Annotated in this window: 11 protein-coding genes; 3 read left to right on the plus strand and 8 right to left on the minus strand. The window is 61.1% G+C overall.

Translation table 11 applies throughout. The features are described 5' to 3' along the window. Nucleotides 1–957: an alpha/beta hydrolase gene (locus ABVN21_RS04660; RefSeq protein ID WP_339556058.1), complete on the plus strand. Its 957-nt coding sequence runs from the start codon at nucleotides 1–3 to the stop codon at nucleotides 955–957. A 224-nt stretch (nucleotides 958–1181) separates the two neighbouring features. Here ABVN21_RS04660 and ABVN21_RS04665 read toward each other — a convergent pair whose 3' ends face one another. The 5 genes from ABVN21_RS04665 to pvdM form a co-directional block, all read right to left on the minus strand. Beyond that, nucleotides 1182–3662, minus strand: coding sequence for a TonB-dependent siderophore receptor (locus tag ABVN21_RS04665; protein ID WP_339556057.1), 2481 nt, complete (start codon nucleotides 3660–3662; stop codon nucleotides 1182–1184). Nucleotides 3663–3907: 245 nt separating this feature from the next. After that, nucleotides 3908–5557 (minus strand): cyclic peptide export ABC transporter, encoded by a 1650-nt coding sequence (locus ABVN21_RS04670; RefSeq protein WP_339556056.1) that lies wholly within the window; start codon nucleotides 5555–5557, stop codon nucleotides 3908–3910. 276 nt (nucleotides 5558–5833) lie between these two features. Then, nucleotides 5834–6712 (minus strand): formylglycine-generating enzyme family protein, encoded by an 879-nt coding sequence (locus ABVN21_RS04675; RefSeq protein ID WP_339556055.1) that lies wholly within the window; start codon nucleotides 6710–6712, stop codon nucleotides 5834–5836. A 141-nt stretch (nucleotides 6713–6853) separates the two neighbouring features. After that, a complete protein-coding gene (locus ABVN21_RS04680; RefSeq protein WP_339556054.1) occupies nucleotides 6854–8134 on the minus strand; it encodes an aminotransferase class V-fold PLP-dependent enzyme in 1281 nt (426 codons plus the stop codon). A 30-nt stretch (nucleotides 8135–8164) separates the two neighbouring features. Beyond that, nucleotides 8165–9514: a pyoverdine-tailoring dipeptidase-like protein PvdM gene (gene pvdM / locus ABVN21_RS04685; protein WP_339556053.1), complete on the minus strand. Its 1350-nt coding sequence runs from the start codon at nucleotides 9512–9514 to the stop codon at nucleotides 8165–8167. A gap of 238 nt (nucleotides 9515–9752) precedes the next feature. On the opposite strand from pvdM, the gene ABVN21_RS04690 reads away from it, so the two are divergent. Beyond that, nucleotides 9753–11372, plus strand: a complete 1620-nt coding sequence (locus tag ABVN21_RS04690; RefSeq protein WP_339556052.1) for a PvdJ/PvdD/PvdP-like protein — start codon at nucleotides 9753–9755, stop codon at nucleotides 11370–11372. 129 nt (nucleotides 11373–11501) lie between these two features. Here ABVN21_RS04690 and ABVN21_RS04695 read toward each other — a convergent pair whose 3' ends face one another. From ABVN21_RS04695 to ABVN21_RS04705, 3 genes are read right to left on the minus strand one after another with little or no spacing between them, the layout of a single operon-like run. Next, entirely contained in the window at nucleotides 11502–12896 is a 1395-nt protein-coding gene (locus tag ABVN21_RS04695; protein WP_339556051.1) for an efflux transporter outer membrane subunit, read from the minus strand. 7 nt (nucleotides 12897–12903) lie between these two features. After that, complete coding sequence (locus tag ABVN21_RS04700) at nucleotides 12904–14877, minus strand: MacB family efflux pump subunit (RefSeq protein WP_339556050.1); 1974 nt, start codon at nucleotides 14875–14877, stop codon at nucleotides 12904–12906. Continuing rightward, nucleotides 14878–16050, minus strand: a complete 1173-nt coding sequence (locus ABVN21_RS04705; RefSeq protein WP_339556049.1) for an efflux RND transporter periplasmic adaptor subunit — start codon at nucleotides 16048–16050, stop codon at nucleotides 14878–14880. It abuts the gene before it with no gap. 273 nt (nucleotides 16051–16323) lie between these two features. Between ABVN21_RS04705 and ABVN21_RS04710 the strand changes: the two genes are divergently transcribed. After that, nucleotides 16324–16806: a sigma-70 family RNA polymerase sigma factor gene (locus tag ABVN21_RS04710; protein ID WP_353637225.1), complete on the plus strand. Its 483-nt coding sequence runs from the start codon at nucleotides 16324–16326 to the stop codon at nucleotides 16804–16806. The last annotated feature ends 108 nt before the right edge of the window (nucleotides 16807–16914 follow it).

The following is a 16914-nucleotide window of genomic DNA, read 5'->3' on the forward strand; positions in this document are numbered from 1 at the left end:
ATGGCTGTGTTGCCAGAACTTGAAGCTTTTCTCGAACTCGCCGAGTTCGGCCGCCTGACCGGTAAAAGTCGCCCGATGCACGAACAGACGCCGCAACAGGCGCGGATCGATTTTGAAGCGGCCTCGGGGTTTCTCGATGTGCCGCTGGAGCACATTGCGGGCGAGGATTTCACCATCGCCGCGCGAGATGGTCACAGCCTTCGCGCACGGCTGTATCGCGACGGGCAATCAGCGGCCGGGCTGCAACCGGTGATGCTGTATTTCCATGGCGGCGGCTACGTGGTCGGCAGCCTTGAGTCCCACGATGCGCTGTGCCGACGGCTCGCGGCGCAGGGTGGTTTTGCCTTGTTGACGGTGGATTATCGCCTGGCGCCGGAGTGGCGTTTTCCTACGCCGGTGCAGGATGCCTGCGATGCGGGAAACTGGCTGGTTCGCGAGGGCGCAGCCCATGGTCTGGATGCCACGCGGGTGGCATTGGCCGGTGACAGCGTTGGCGCGACCCTGGCCACGGTGCTGTCGATCATCGCTGTGCGTGAACCTCAGGAATTGTCGCTGAAACCCAAGGCGCAATTGCTGGTGTATCCGGTCACCGACGCCACCACCCACCGTGCTTCGCACCGGGATTTTGCCGAGGGTTATTTGCTGGAAAGCCCGACGCTGGACTGGTTCTACGCTCACTACGGGCGCACACCGCAGGACCTCGCGGACTGGCGCTGCTCGCCGCTGCTGGCCGGCGACTTGTCAGGCCTGGCGCCGGCACTGGTGTACCTGGCCGGACATGATCCGTTGCATGACGAAGGCCTGGCCTACGCCGAGCGCCTACAAGCAGCAGGGAATGAAGTGACGTTGCTGGAACAGCCAGGCATGACCCATGACTTTTTGCGCATGGCGGGGTTGTTGGGCGAGGTGGAAGGGATTCATGCGCAAGTGGCGGGGTGGGTGCGTTCGCGGTTGTGATTTGAATTTTTTGTGGCTGGTCCGAGGGTGTGTGGTGAGATAACTATCGCCATCGCTCGCAAGCCAGCTCCCACAGTTATTGCGTCGTGCTCAAATAATGCGATCCACATCAATCCTGTGGGAGCTGGCTTGCCAGCGATGGCGGCATCACTTTCACCAAAACCCTTCAGCCATAAAAAATGCCCGCATCTCACAATGCGGGCATTTTTTGTTTCAGCTCAGACTCAGAAGTCGTACTTCGCGGTCAGTTGCAGGTTACGCGGCTCGCCGTAGAAGGTGGTGCCGAAGTTACCCAGGCCGGTCAGGTACTTCTTGTCGAAGACGTTGTTGGCGTTGGCGGTGAAGCTCAGGTGCTCGTCGTATTGGAAACGGGTCATCAGGTCGACAAGGGTGTAGCCGCCTTGCTTGAGATTGACGGTGGAGCCCACGCCGCTGCCATCGACGCTCGGGTTGAAGCTCTGGCCGTAGAACGAACTCTGCCAGCTGACGCCGCCACCGACGGTGAACTGGTCAAGCGCGCCGGGCAGGCGGTAGGTGGTGAAAGTACGCACCACATGCTCGGGTTTGGTGGTGGCCAGCGGGAAGCCGAAGATGCGCTGCTCGTCTTCGTCGCGGGTGCGGGCGTAGGTGTAGCCGGCCGACAGATTCCAGCCTTCGGCCAGTTCGCCGGCCATCTCCAGTTCCAGGCCTTGGGTGGTCGCGCCGGAGATTGGTTTGTAGACATCCTGCCCGGTGGTGGTGTCGGTGGCGACGTACTGGGCGACGTTGTCCTGTTCGATGCGGAAGAAGGCCAGGCTGGCGTTCAACTTGCCTTCGAAGTAGGCCGCTTTCAGACCGGTCTCGTAGCTGTTGCCTTCAACCGGCTCGAGGGTCTTGCCGCTAGCGTCCTTGTAGATTTGTGGCTGGTAGATGCTGGTATAGCTGGCGTAGACCGAGTAGGTATCGTCCAGGTCGTAGACCACACCGGCGTAAGGCGTGACGACGCCGTGTTCCTTATAGCTGGCGTGAGTATCGGCCAGGCCGGCACCCGGGTAGTAGCTGTAGTCTTCGTTGTACTTGAAGGTGCTGACACGGCCACCGAGGATGAACGACAGGTCGTCGGTCGGGCGCAGGCGCGTGGCCAGGTAAGCGCCGTTCTGGCTCTGGGTCCGCTCGTATTTGCCGTTTTTCGGGAACTCCTGTTTGGCGATGTGACCTTCCCAGTCAAAGATGTTACCCGGCACCAGTTCGAAGGCGCTGGTGTCGTAAGTCGCACCGGTTTGACGGGAGTGAGAGGTCATGAAACCTGCCACCAATTCATGCTCGCGACCACCCAGGGTGAACGGGCCGGAGACATTGACGTCAGCCGTGTTTTGTACGCGATGGCCTTCCCAGCGCCCCCAGTAAAAGAATGTGCCTTCGCCGGTGGTGCGATCCGGGTTGCCGCCGCTGGCCGAGGCCAGTTGGGTATCGTGATCGGTGGTTTTCTGGTCGAGGCTGACTTTGAGCTTCCAGTCATTGGCCAGCGCTTGTTCCAGAGACGCGAAGTAGGTGGTGCTGTCGAAGTCACGACGGCTCCAGTCGGCGCCCGGGTTGAAACTGCGGGAGAACTCGGTCCGGCCGCCATCGGTGTAGAACGGCGAGTTACCGGTCCAGGAACTGCCGCGCGGAGTGGCGCTGGACTGGTCGACGCCCAGGGTCAGCAGGGTGTCGTCGGTCAGGTCGGCTTCGAGGACGCCGTAGTACAGGTCTTTCTTCTGGCTGTAGTGGTCGATGTACGAATCTTTGTCTTGCAGGGCGCCGACGAAGCGGCCGCGCACGCTGCCGGTATCGTTGAGCGAGCCGGAGACGTCGCCTTCGGTGCGGTAGTTGTCCCACGAACCGGCGGTGGCGCTGACCGAGGCCTTGAAGTCCTTGGTCGGTTTTTTACGCACCAGGTTGACGGTGGCGGCTGGATCACCGGCGCCGGTCATCAGGCCGGTCGAGCCCTTGATGATTTCGATGCGGTCGAGGCTGGCCGAGTCGTCGCTGTTGTTCGGGTTTTCACCGTACACGCCGTCGTAGGGAATGTTGACGCCATCGTATTGAAAGTTGGTGATGGCAAAGCCCCGGGCGGAAAACTCGGTGCGGTCACTGTCGTACTTCTGCATGGTGACGCCGGGGGTGTTGCGCAAGGCGTCGCTGACACTGGTGACGCCACGGTCGTCCATTTGCTGGCGAGTGACCACGGTCACCGATTGCGGCGTTTCACGGATGGTCAGCGGCAGCTTGGTGGCGGTGGTGGTCGCGCCGGTGGTGTAGGAACCGGTGTCTTCGGTGGTCAGGCCCAATGCCTGGCCGGAAATGGTGGTCGCGCCCAGTTGCAGGCTCGAGCCGCCGCCGGATACCAGGGTCACGCTGTTGCCGTTGATCTGGAACGAAATGCCGGTGCCTTTGAGCATCTCGGCCAGTGCCGCGGAAGGTTCAAGCGACCCGGAAACTGCGCGGGACTTGATGCCGGCAACCTGATCCGGGCTGTAGAGGATTTGCAGGTTGGTCTGCATGCCCAGTTCGGTCAGTGCGCTGGACAGTGGTTGTACGGCAATACTCACTTTCACAGGTGCAGCATTGGCCATCGAGCTCCCCAGCAAGGTGGCGGTCAGCAGAACGCTGGTCAACAGGTTTCTGTGCAGAGTCGGGCGCTGTACGGCCAGCGCGAGAGGTGTGCGGCGTGGAAGAGATCGCATTACTTGCCTGTGCTCCTGAAAAGTGTCGTGCAGAGTTTTTGTTAATAGGAATGATTATTAAGACGAGGCGCGAATGCGAAACCGGAAAAGAAATTTCAAAACGATGAATGACCGGGTTTTTGCCGGATAAAAAACCTGTAGGAGCCGGCTTGCTGGCGATAGCAGTGTGTCAGGCACCACCAATGTTGATTGATAGGCCGCTATCGACAGCAAGCCGGCTCCTACAGGGTTAGTGATATGTGGGTTCAGGCAGTCATCAGTTCGGTAACAACGCGGCCACTCTCCATGCGCACCAATTGGTCGGCGACGTCGAAATAACGGTCATCGTGGGAGATCACGATGATGGTCTTGCCCAGGCGTTTCAGGTCCGGCAGCAGCTCGGTGTAGAAGATTCGGCGGAAGGTCGGGTCCTGGTCGGCGGCCCATTCGTCGAACACCAGCACCGGGCGTTCTTCCAGCCACGCGTTGACCAGCGCCAGGCGTTTGCGTTGCCCTGTGGAGAGGTCGGTGGTGGTGAAGTTGCCGTCCTTGACGCTGACCTTGTGCGCAATCTCCAGGCGTTGCAGGTATTTATTCGCGTCGTCCGGGATCTGCCTGTCGCCCTGGACCACATCGTCGAACAGGTAGTAGTCGGCGAAGATGGTGGTGAACAATTGGCGATAATCGTCGCGGTTCCGGGCGTCGATGGTTTCGCCATTGACGCGGATTTCGCCCTGCTGCGGCGTGTACAGGCCCAGTAGCAACTTGATCAGCGTGGTCTTGCCGCAACCGTTTTCGCCGACGATGAAGGTGATGTCGCCCTGTTTGATCGACAGGTTGACCGGCCCCAGTTGAAACGGCGCGGCGCCGTCTACCGACGGGAAGGCATAGCGCACGTCTGCCAGTTGCAGATCGTGCACGGCAGGTTTGACGTTGCCTTGATCGCTCAGCAGCAAGTGCGGTTCTGGTGTGGAAAACTGCTCCGACAATTCGGCGATGCGGCGGAAGGCAATCTGTGCGCGGCTGACGATGGGCAGGGTACTAATCAGGTGCTCCAGCGGACCTTTCATGTACAGCAGCACCAGCACGAAGCCGCTCATCACGGTTTTGTCGGCGCTTGGCCAAAAGGTTTGCAGGGCCAGGGCCAGGCCGATAACCACGAAGAACAGCATCGAGCCGAAGGTCTTGGCGATGACGAAGGTGTTGATCGAACGCACCTGGGTATTGCAGATGAACTCGGCGGTGGCCTCGATGCCCGAGGTGAACATGCGTTGACGGCGTGGCCGGTGGATGCGCAGTTCCTTGGCGCCTTCGGCAATTGCGTTGTAGTGCTTTTGCAATTCGTCTTCAGCGTCACGGGCGGCCATGAAACCCTGCACGCCTTTGCTCTGGGCATAAGCCTGGATCGCCGTGCCGATCAGGATCGCGGCAACCATGATGAGGAACATCGGCCACGACAGAATCGCCAGGTAGCCCATGCAACCGAGGGTGACCGTGACGGAAATCGCCAGGGGTGCGAAGGCGAAGGCGAAGTCGCTGATGGTGTCGACGTCGTGCGTCAGCACCGGGATCAGGCGATGGCTGCGGTAGCGCTCGATCTGTTCGATCGGTGCCGACAGGACCTTTTCACCCAGCTGTTTGCGCAGCTTGGCGATGATGTGCTGGCCGACGTAGTTGGTGCCGATGTCGGAACAGATCGAACTGGCCAGTGCCAACAGGCACAGTCCGGCGAACAGCGCTACAACGCCTTGGGTCAGGCCGCTTTCCGAATGCAGGGCGTTGTTGATGGTCGCCAATAGCACCGTGACGCTCAGGCCGCCGACCATGCCCAGGAAAATGGAGGCGGCGACGATGAGTCGAAAGGGTTTCAACAGGGCGAACAACTCGCCGATGGCGCCACGGGTTGGCTGGGTCATGGAAGACTGTTCCTTGGGTCGTAAGGCAGATACCCAATAGAACGTGTGGTCGAAGGCTTAATTTAGATAGTTGTCGACTGGCGGATCGGCTGCGCGTAGGAATCTGTAGGCGCTGGCTTGCCAGCGATGGCGGTGGGTCAGTCCACATCGATGTCGCCTGATGCACCGCCATCGCCAGCAAGCCGGCTCCTACGGATTTGTGTCGTGCCAAACCATCACGCCGCATCGCAAACCTGTAGGCGATGGCTTGCCAGCGATGGCGATGGGTATGTGAATTTACAGATCACGTACAACGCGAAAGCCCATCCAGTCGCCACGCTCGTGCGGGTACTGGCTGTTGCGGTTGCCGGAGCGGGAGAACACCGGCGCTTCGCCCCAGTCATTGCCGCGAATGCGCACGGCTTCGCAATTGGGTTCCAGCCAGGCGCTGCCATCGGTGGGGGCGCCAACGTAGTTCGGGTGTTCGCAGTCTTCGACCCATTCGTAAACGTTGCCGTGCATGTCATACATGCCGAAGGCGTTGGGCGGATAGCTGCCCACCGGCGAACTGAAGCTGTAGCCGTCCGTTGGGCCGTAGGTGTTGGCATGTTTGGCGATGCTGTATTCCTTGCCGTCATCGAACGGAAAGGGGAACGGGCCTTTGCTGCCGCCACGGGCAGCGTATTCGCGCTGGGCTTCGCTGACCATGTGGTACTTCTGCCCGGTCTTTTTCGACAGCCAGGCGACGTAGTTCTTCACGTCATCGAAGTTCATGCACACCGCCGGCTGGCGCGGACTCTGCGGATAACGCGGCTTGCTGGCGATGCACTCGCGACCGGGCCGGCTATCGCCATTGGCAATGGTCACGCCGCTCTCGCGCACGTAGTTGTCCCACTCTCCGGCGGTCACCTGGAACCGGCTCATGGCGAATGGCTTGGCGAAGGTCACCTCATGCATCGGCCCTTCATCGGGCTCGCGGCCGACTTCGTCTTCCGGGGTGCCCATGGTGAAGCTTCCGGCGGGCAGTACGACCATTTCCGGGCAGTTTTTGCAGTCTTTGAAGACCTTGCCCGGTGGCGGGGCCGTGGCGGCGCTGGCGGCAATGGGGAGCAGGCCGGCCATGAGGGCGGACAAGGCGATGGCCTTGAGCGGCAGGGTCAGCAGATCAGTGTTCATGAGTCGTCTCGATCAAAGAAAAAACCGTTGAAAACCGGACCTGTAGGAGCCGGCTTGCTGGCGATAGCGGTAGATCAGTCAGCATCGATGTTGGATGTGGCGGCCCCATCGCGAGCAGGCTCGCTCCCACAGGGTTCAGCGTCATACTGTTTTATTCAGCAGCCCCATGAAGCGGTCGATTTCGTGTTCGCTGTTGAGCAGGCCGGGGGCGATGCGGATCACCGGGCCGACGTCGCGGTCGACCGAGTCGCAGACCACGCGGTTCTGCATCAGCCCTGCGGCGACTTTTTCGCAGTTCATATCCTTGATCCGGAAGAACGTGAAACCGGCCGACAGCTGCGGACTTTGCGGCGTGACCAGTTCGATCTGCGGCAGTTCCAGCAGGCGATTCTTGGCATAGGTGTTGAGCGCGTGAATCCGTGTCTGAACCTCTGCCTTGCCCAAATCCAGGTGCAACTTGAACGCTTCGTCCGTCGCCCAGCGGTGTTCGAAGCTGTGATAACCGCCGGGGGTCATGATGGTCGAGAAAGTGGTGGCTTCGGAGAAGGTTGGAATGATCGGCGTGACGTCCTTGAGTTCGGCCGAACGGGCGCAGATGATCCCGGTGCCACGTGGGCCGAACATCCATTTGTGGGTGCCGGCGATGAAGAAGTCGCAGTGCATGTCGGGAAACTCGAGGTCCTCGACACCAAAGCCGTGAACACCGTCGACCACATAAAGGATACGGTCCTTTTCGTCGCGCTTTTGGTTGTGCTCTTCGACCAGTTTGCCAATTTCGCCGATCGGCAGTTTTACGCCACTGCCCGATTGCACCCAGGTCATGCCCAAAACGCGGGTTTCGGGGCGGATGCCTTTGGCGATCGAGTCCAACACTTCGTCCACCGACATATCGCGACTGTTTTCGAACAGCTTGAGTTTGCGCACCTTGGTGCCTTGGCGTTGCTGGCGAAATTCCAGGGTGTAGTGGGTGGAATAGTGTTCGTGTTCGCTCACCAGAATTTCCTGATCCGGGCGCACATGAATGCCGCCATAAACCATTGCCAGGCCTTCGGTGGTGCTGCCGGTGAGGGCAATCTGCTCAGGCTTGGCATTCAGGTAACGGCCGGCCCAGACCCGCACGTTATGCTCGCGTTTCTCGGTTTCCTGCAGGTCCCAGTCCATGGCTCGACCGGGGTTGCGGTCGATATTGGTGCGGTGCATGTCGATGGCGTTGCGCACCGGCGTCGGGTGCGAGGTCACCAGGAAATTGGCGAAGTGCAGGTAGTCCGGGTCCTGATTGAACAACTGCCGCAGTTGCGCCCATTTGCCCTTGGGCAATGGCGGCGGATTACCGGCCAGCGCCGGCAGGTTCACGCCAGCGGTCAGGGGCAGGCCGGCGGCGAGAATGCCGGCCTGCTTGAGGAAAGAACGACGGTTGGTCATGGGCTCGGTTCGCTTATGCAAAAGAGGAAATCAGTTTTTCGCCACAGGCCTGGAGGACTTCTGCACCTGGTCCCAGACCCGCAGGAAATTGCCGCCCCAGAGCTTGGCGATATCGGCCTCGCTGTAACCACGACTGATCAACTCGGCGGTGACGTTGCGTGCTTCGCTGACATCCTTCCAGCCATCGAGGCCGCCGCCGTCGTTGAAGTCGGAGCTGATGCCGACGTGATCGATGCCGATTTTCCTCACCGCGTAGTCAATGGCGTCGCCGTAATCCTTGAGGGTGGCCTTGGGTTCTTCGTCGACAATCGCGTAGAGCTCGCTGGCGTATTCGCCGAAACGCTGTTCGGACCAGACGGTGATAATCGGATCGCCGGGCATCAACGCCATCTCCAGGCCCTGCAACGGTTGCAGGTCGAAGCGCGCGCGCAGGGCGTTGAGTTTGTTCTGGGTGGCCTGGCTCAGCGGGCGGATGTATGTCGGGAAGCCGACGATCTGCACCACGCCGCCGCTGTCCTTGATCAACTGCATTTCGTGATCGCTGAGGTTGCGCGGGATGTCCACCAACGCGCGCGGCGCGGAGTGGGAGGCCACCATCGGCGTGCGACTCAAACGGGCAACTTGCTCCAGGGCCTTGGTCGACATCTGCGACACATCGATGATCACGCCGAGGTCATTGAGACGATGCACCGCTTGTTTGCCGATGTCCGAAAGCCCGCCGAGGGCATCGCGGGAATCGTTGAAAAACGGCAGCGGCCGCGACGAGTCGGCCCAGGCGTTGTTGCCCACATAGCTGAAGCCGAACATGCGCATACCCCGGGCGGCCCACTGGTCAAGGGCATTGAGGTCGTTACCCAGCGGATAGGCGTTGAGCATGCTGAGGAAAATCGCAAACTTGCCTTCGCCATGAAGTCGGCGGAAATCGTCGGGGGTGTAGGCGATGGCGACTTGATTGGGGAAGTCGCGCACCATCGTCGAGATGATTTTGTAGCGGGTTTCCTGCTCGAAACGTGCTTCTTCGATGAAGCCGGCGGTGGGGCGATGCGGCGCGTTTTCACCGTTCCAGATTTCCGGCCAGCCGAAGATCGTCAGGGCCGCGCCGGATAAGCGTCCGCGTCCGGTCTTGATCAAGTCGAACTGGCCGCTGCCGTCCTTGTCGGCCTCATTGCCGGCGGTGCCGAAATCCATGGGCACGGTGATGTGGCTGTCGAACGAGAGCAGGCGTTCCTGCAGCTCATCGGCCTGTTTCATGACGTTGGCAGGGTAGCCGGGATTGTCCTTGAACCAGAAACCCCAGGCCGCAAAGCCCGCTCCCGCGCTGATCGCCAGCGCCAGCGGCAGGCCGATGAAAAGAGCCTTTTTCGAACGTGGTTTTGTCATTGCCGTTCCAGTCAGGTTTGCCGCCCCGGTATGAGCGCAGGGGGCTTTGCTATCTGGGAAGAACGTATGGCTGGCGAAGGAATTTAGTGTGTGCGGGCCTGATCGCTGGCAAGCCAGCTCCCACCGTGAACACCACTGTCAACTGTGTGTGGCTTGCCAGCGATGCTTTTAAATTTGTGCGCGCAACAAACGTTCTAGCTTGGATAAAGCCTGCTTCAGGGCTGACACAGGTAGGGCAATGACGATTTCTCGACGATGGTTCATGGCAGGCCTGGCGCTGACCGGCGCCGCCGTGCCTGCAGCTTTTTATGGGCATCGCGAATGGACGAAACCAGACCCGACAATCACCCCCGGCGAAGCGACGTTCGATGTCGCGGATGCCGCCGGTCAACGCTTGGCCGACGCACTGCGCGGTGTCTGGCAGATTCGCTTCGAAGGTCGTGATGCGGGGCTTGAAGGCTTGCCTCGGGACGGCCTGGAGGTGTTTCTCGACATCGGCCACAAGGGGCGCGGCCTGACCGGGTTTCTCGACACCGCCGAGCGTTTGCGCTCGAACGAACAACCGCGTTACCGGGTGCTCGGCGATCTGGCCGGGATCAAACCGGCGCAGTTGAGCTGGCGCTTGCTCGGCACCCAGGGCACTTGCGATTACGAATTCAGCATGGCGCTGGACGAAGTCTGGGCCGGGTTCGGCAATGCCGGCAGCGGTTCGCTCAGTGGTCGCGTGGTGGATCTGGATCGGCCGCTGATGATGACCGCCCAGGACAATCGCTTCATCGCCGTCAAACGCGTATTCCCCGAGGCCCGCGAGCGCACGGGGCTTGAACCGCCGCTGTTGGCCTGGCTGGTATCCCCCGAACATCGCCTTTTTCATCAGCTCTGGCACGCGTCCCGGGACAAATGGCACACCTTGCCCGAAGACAAGCGCAACGCTTTGCGCGGCATCGGCTGGCAGCCTGGCCCGCGAGATAAGGAGCGCGATGCCCGGGGCAAGCGCAAGGATCGCAACGGCTCGGGCGTGGATTTTTTCTTCATGCACCGGCACATGCTCGGCACGGCGCGTTCCCTGCAAGACTTGCCGTCCTGGCAGCAGTTCCCGCTGCCGCAACCGGAACTGGCGCGGGATCGCATCGGTTTCGCCCATTACTTCGACAATCATGACGGCACGGCGCTGCCACCGACATGGCTGGCGGATGACGATGCCGAATATTCGCAATGGGTCGCCGACATCAAAACTGCCGAGACTTATCACAGCAATTTCCAGGTCTGGGAATCGCAGTATCGCGATCCTCGTTATCTGTCGAAGTTGACGTTGGGGCAGTTTGGATCGGAGGTGGAGCTGGGGCTGCACGACTGGCTGCACATGCGCTGGGCCTCGGTGCCGCGCGATCCGTCCAACGGCCAGCCCGTGCCGTTCGCCCGCGATCCGTCGGACTTCTCCGCGCGCTGGTTTGCGCCGGAAAACGACTTCCTCGGCGACCCGTTTTCGTCCCATGTGAACCCGGTGTTCTGGCATTTCCACGGCTGGATCGACGATCGCCTGGAAGACTGGTTCCGCGCTCATGAGCGGTTCCATCCGGGGGAAGTCAGTCGGCTTGAGGTCAACGGCGTGCAGTGGTTCGCGCCGGGTCGTTGGGTTGAAATTGACGATCCATGGCTCGGCCCGAGCACACATGGTTGCAACACCACGCCGGGGTTGCAGGCGGGCAAGTCAGTAGAGATGGACCCGGAGACCATGAAACTGGCGTTGCGGATTACCTTTGGCGAAGATGAAAAGAAACTCGCGGATTTGTTCAGGAAGGTGCCGCAGCGGCCGTGGTATGCGCGCAATCTGAAGGCGAGGCAAAATCAGGTTTGAGGACCGCGATATCGTTCGATCGCTGGCAAGCCGGCTCCTACAGGTATCGCGTCATGCCCAAATTTTGCGAAACATACACATCCCTGTAGGAGCTGGCTTGCCAGCGATGGCGGCCTGCAGGCGCCACATTTACAAAGCCTGCCACCCACCCCCCAGCGCCTTGTACAACGCAATACTCGCCTGCATCCGCGACAACCGCAGCTGCACATTCAAATCCTGCGCGGCATACAGCGTGCGCTGGGTCTCCAGCACGGTCAGCAAATCCTCGGCCCCGGCCTCATAGCGACTTTGCGCAATGTTGAACGCGGTCTGCGCCTGGCTCAGTTCCTCGCTTTGCCATCGCCGCTGTTCGTCCAGGCCGCGAATGCTGTTCAGGGCTTTTTCCACATCGGCGAAACCGTTGATGATCGCGCCGCGATAGGTTTCCAGCAGTTCTTCCTGTCGAGCCGTGGCTTTGTCGCGCTCTGCGCCCAGGCGACCGTTGTTGAACACCGGCGCAAGCAACCCGGCGGTCAGGTTGTAAAAGGGGCTGCGCAGGACGTCGCCGGCGTTGTCGGCGCCGGAGCCGATTTCTGCGCTCAGGGTCACGGTCGGCAACATCGCGGCGCGGGCGACGGTGACGTCAGCCTCGGCGGCGGCCAGTTGCGCTTCAGCTCGGGCAATGTCCGGGCGACGGCTGAGCAACTGGCTGGGTACACCGGCGTCGATGGCCGGCCAGGACAATTGATCGAAGTGTTCCTGGCCCAGCGTCAGTTCCTGCACCGGGCGGCCGAGCAGGGTGGCGAGGCTGATTTGCGCGTCCCTGGCCTGTTGCTGCACCAGCGGCAATTGCCGTTGTTGCGCCGCCACCAGGCTTTTTTGCTGGGCCAGTTCGAGGGCTGTCGCCGAGCCTGAATCGAAGCGGGTCTGCACCAGTTTCAGAACGTTCTGCGCATTGGTCAGATTCAACTCGGCAATGCGGCTCTGCTCCTGCAACGACAAGGTCTGCGCGTAGCCGTTGGCCACACCGCTGAGTAGCGTCAGCTCCACGGTCGCCTGATCGAACTCGCTGGCCTGCAAGGCAAATTGCGCGCTGTCGCGGGAGGCGCGCTGGCCACCCCAGAAGTCGATTTCGTAACTGGCACTGAGGCTGGCGTTGAAGTAGTCGACGGCGCTGTTGTCGCTGTCCGCGTCCAGTTGGCTGTAGCCATCGCCGCGCAGCAGTTTCTGCCGATTGGCATTAAGTGCGGCTTTGACCTCCGGCAGCTGCGAGCCGCCAGCGATCACGGTTTGGGCTTGTGCCTGGCGCACCCGGGCGATGGCGGCGGCCAGATCGTAACTGCCGACTCGGGCCTGTTCGATGAGCCGTCCCAACTGTGGACTGCCGAACCGGTTCCACCATTGCCGGTTGTCATGAATGGCGCCTTGGTTGTGTGGCGATTGCCAGTTGGCGGGTGGCTGGATGCCGCTGTCCGGGCGCTGGGCAGGACTGCCGCAAGCACCGAGCAACAGGCAGAGGGTCAACAGACTCAATGGCGGCTTCATGGAGAAATCATTCACTGGTAAGGGCCGTGACCGGGTCGAGCCGGGCAGCTTTGCGGGCCGGCATGAAGCCGAAGACAACACCGGTGACAAGGGCGCAGCCGAAGGCGCCAAGCACGGCTATCAAGGAGAACGCTACGGCGACTTCGCTGAGGATCAGCACACCACCGACGAACAGCGCCAGAGCGATCCCGGCCAATCCGCCGACCACCGAGAGCATCACCGCTTCGGTGAGGAACTGACGCAGGATGTCCCGTTGCCGGGCGCCGGTGGCCATGCGAATACCGATCTCGCGGGTGCGCTCGCGCACGGTCATGAGCATGATGTTCATCACACCGATGCCGCCCACCAACAACGAAATCGCCGCGATTGAACCGAGCATCAGCGACAGGGTGTTTTGCGTGCGCGCCTCGGCCTGGATCATCGCCGCGTTGTTGGTCAGCTCGAAATCCTTTTTGCCGTTGTGCAGGCGCAGCATCAGTTGCTCGATGGCGTGCTCGGTTTCCTTGACCTTGCGCGCATCGGCGGCGGCAATCGCGATGTACTCCGGATTGTGGGTGCCGAACAAGCGCACGCTGGCGGCGGAGTAGGGAATGGCGATGCGGTCGTCGCTGTCGGAGTCGCCGGAACTGGCGCCTTTTTCCGCCAGCACGCCAACCACCTGGAACGGCACGTTTTCGATCAGGATGTACTGGCCGATGGGATTGGCGACGTCCTTGAGCAGTTTAGTCCGCACCTTGTGGCCGATCACAGCCACGGCGGCGGCATTCTGTTCATCGGCTTCGGTGAAGTAGCTGCCTTCGACCACGGGCCAGTTGAAGATCGCCGGGAAGTTGGTGTCATTGCCGCCGACGTAGCTCAAGTGGTCGAGGTTGCCGAAGCGCACCCCGGCCTCCTGGCCGTTGACTGGCATGATCCGCATCACTTGCGGCAGGCTGGCCACGGCTTTGACTTCGTCCAGGGTGATGATGCCCAGCGGCGTTCGCGGGTTTGGCGCCGAGCCGCTGAGGTAAATGATGTTGGAGCCGAATGCGCCCATTTGCGCCATGACCTGGCGCTTGCTGCCTTCACCGACTGCGAGCATCACCACCACCGAGGCGACGCCGATGATGATGCCGAGCAGCGTCAGCGCGGTGCGGAACTTGTTGATCCACATCACCCGCCACGCCGCTTGCACCGCATCGAGCAGTTCGCCTTTCCAGGCACCGGTGGCTTCGGCGCCTTCGCTCAGGCGTTTGCGCAAATCGACGGCTTGAAGGGCTCCGGGGTTGGCCGAATGTTGCGCGCCTGGATTGTCACGGGCGCTGTCGCTGATGATCAGGCCGTCGCGAATCTCGATGATGCGCTTGGCCCGCGCCGCCACTTCCCGGTCGTGGGTGATGAGGATGACGACGTGGCCTTGGCTCGCCAGTTCGTCGAGCAGCGCCATGACTTCTTTGCCGCTGTGGCTGTCGAGGGCGCCGGTGGGCTCGTCGGCGAGGATGATGTGTCCGCCGTTCATCAAGGCGCGGGCGATGGACACCCGTTGCTGCTGGCCACCGGAGAGCTGATGCGGGCGATTGCCGGTGCGCGTGGCCAGGCCGAGACGGTCGAGCAGGGCGGCGGCGCGGGCGTGGCGTTCGGCGGCCGGTAAACCTGCGTAGATCGCCGGCATCTCGACGTTTTCCTGGGCCGAGCCGGACGGGATCAGGTGATAACCCTGGAACACGAAACCGAAAGCTTCGCGCCGCAGCCAGGCCAGTGCATCGCTGTCGAGAGCGGCGACGTTTTCCCCGGCGAAGCGATATTCGCCCGAGGTCGGGCGGTCGAGGCAGCCGAGAATGTTCATCAGCGTCGACTTGCCGGAACCGGACGCGCCGACAATCGCCACGAACTCACCGGCATGGATCGACAGGTCAATGCCGCGCAACACGTGAACTTCAGGGGCGTCGCCACCGCCGTAGGCTTTGCGGATGCCTTGCAGTTCAATCAGAGGCGTCTGCATTCAGCCGCCACTCCCGTCGGCCGGGCCGATCAACAGATGATCGCCTTCCTGCAAGCCGTCGAGGATCTGCACCCGCAGGCGATCGCTGATGCCGGTGCGTACGTTGCGTTGCTCGATGCTGCCGTTTTTGGCGACCACTTGTGCGGTTTGCTGATCTGCTTGCGCGCCCGCTTGAAGCGCGGCAATCGGCGCGGTCAGCACGTTTTGCGCCTGGTCGGCGACGAAAAATACCTGGGTGGTCATTTCCGCCATCAAGGCGTTATCGGCGTTATCGACGTCGAGTAACACGGTGTACAGAACCACGCGCGCGCTGCCGCTTTTGCTCGAACTGGCCGGGCTGCCACCGCCCTGACTCGTTTGATCCAGGGGTTTGGGCGGCACCGGCAGAATCTGCCGCACAGTGCTTTTCCAGCGTCTTGTGCCGCCGCTGAGGGTGGTGAACCAGGCATTCATGCCAGGTTTGACGTGGCCGATATCGGCTTCGGAGACCTCGGCCCACACGGTCATCGGCGACAGTTTGGCAATGCGCAGAATCAGTGGCGTTTGTTGCTGGGCGTTGAGGGTCTGGCCCTCACGGGCGTCGAGTGCGACCACGGTGCCGGACATCGGCGCGTAAATCCGCGTGTAACCGAGTTCGGCCTGATCGCTGCGCAGGCTGGCCTGGGCCTGGCGGATCTGCGCCTGGAACATGTCGATGCGCGCCTGGGTGGCGCGCAGTTCGGCCTGGGCGGTCTGCACGTCTTCTTCGCGGGTGGCGTTGCCGGCCTTGAGATTTTGCTGGCGCTGGAATTTCTGTTTGGCCAAGTCGTGTTGCGCCCGTTGCTCCTGGAGCTGTGCCTTGAGGTTTTCGATGGAGAAACGCCCGGCGTCGAGTTTGGCCTGTTGCGTCGACGGATCGATTTCCACCAGTAACTGGCCTTCCTTGACCACATCGCCGACTTCCACGTGGATCTTTTGAATCTGCCCGGACGCCTGGGCGCCGACGTCGACGTAGCGCCTCGGTTGCAGGGTGCCCAACGCCGTGACGCTGCTTTCGATGTCGGCGCGGGTGACCTGCACGGTCGCGAACTGGTCCCGGCCGGGCGGGATAATTTGCCAGGCGGCCACGGCGATTACGGGGATCAGGCTGAGTGCGACAAGCAGGGCGCGTCGGGTCTGACGGGGACGTTTCATGCAGGGTTCCAAAGCAGTTGAACACTGCCGTGGAGCCGGCAGGGACATGGAGCTGTTCTTGTAGACGACGACAGGGACAGAGAATTTAGCCCCGGACATATGGGGATACACCTGTAGACCATGACTATTTGTCGGGCAAGACAAAGCAATACTTTAAATCTATATGAGAATTACTATAAATTACGCACCTCAAGCTGCCACTATCGTGCCACTGCCTGTTTTTGGGGGCCGATAGCCTGGTTCAAGGACAGAAACCGCCCCCGTGCCGGAGTCATGTTGGAAAACTACTATCGCGAGCTGGTGTGTTTCCTGAACGCCAAGCTCGGCAACCGTCAGGTCGCCGAAGATGTGGTGCATGACGCTTATCTGCGGGTCCTGGAACGCTCCAGCGCCACGCCGATCGAGCAACCCCGGGCCTTTCTTTATCGCACCGCGCTGAACCTGGTGATCGACGATCATCGGCGCAACGCCTTGCGCCAGGTCGAGTCGCTGGACGTGCTCGACAATGAAGAACGCTACTTCAGTCCATCCCCCCTCAGCAGCCTCGATCACGGTCAGCGCCTCGACATGCTCCAGCGTGCATTGGCAGAACTGCCTCGGTTGTGCCGCGAAAGTTTCCTGCTGCGCAAGATCGAAGGTTTATCGCATCCGGAGATCGCCGAACAACTGGGCATTTCCAAGGCATTAGTAGAAAAGCACATCGTCAATGCGATGAAGCACTGCCGGATGCGGATGCTGCATTGGGACGCCCATTGATCTTCGCGATCATCTGTTCTTGTTAAATTTTATTTCACTGTCCTCGTTCCTAATCAACAGACGACCTGCTGTCCTGCTCAAGGCTGGTCAGGTCACTTAGGCTTATCT

The sequence above is a fragment of the Pseudomonas sp. MYb327 genome (genome assembly GCF_040438925.1).
Taxonomy (GTDB): Bacteria; Pseudomonadota; Gammaproteobacteria; order Pseudomonadales; family Pseudomonadaceae; genus Aquipseudomonas.